The organism is Desulfocastanea catecholica, from assembly GCF_054657295.1.
On sequence record NZ_BAAHYZ010000166.1, the window covers coordinates 1 to 294 of the forward strand.

Consider the following 294-nt stretch of genomic DNA (forward strand, 5'->3'; position numbering starts at 1 on the left):
GGCAGCCATTGGTCAAGTCAATACGTTGGCAAATAATGTACCCAGAATTGTCGACTCTCCGGTGAGTATTCCCGAGTTCATAGTGCCGGATAATCCCATGGCAGGGAAATTACCTCTGAGTAAGGAGGCCCTCACCATCGTAAGTAAGGTCATCAACGAAGGAGCGGCTGCAGAGAGCTTTAAAGATGCATTGGAGATCAGCTACCACTATTCCGGTGTCATCTCGTGCATCGACGCTCCTAAGGAGGGTGTATTTGCCTTCCTGGAAAAACGCAAGCCGAACTACACCAAATA

At 49.0% G+C, this 294-nt stretch carries 1 pseudogene; it reads left to right on the forward strand.

Annotation, left to right across the window (positions count from 1 at the left end):
- A pseudogene (locus ACYQ8U_RS23370) lies at nt 1–294 on the forward strand (3-hydroxyacyl-CoA dehydrogenase/enoyl-CoA hydratase family protein); the annotation flags it as partial.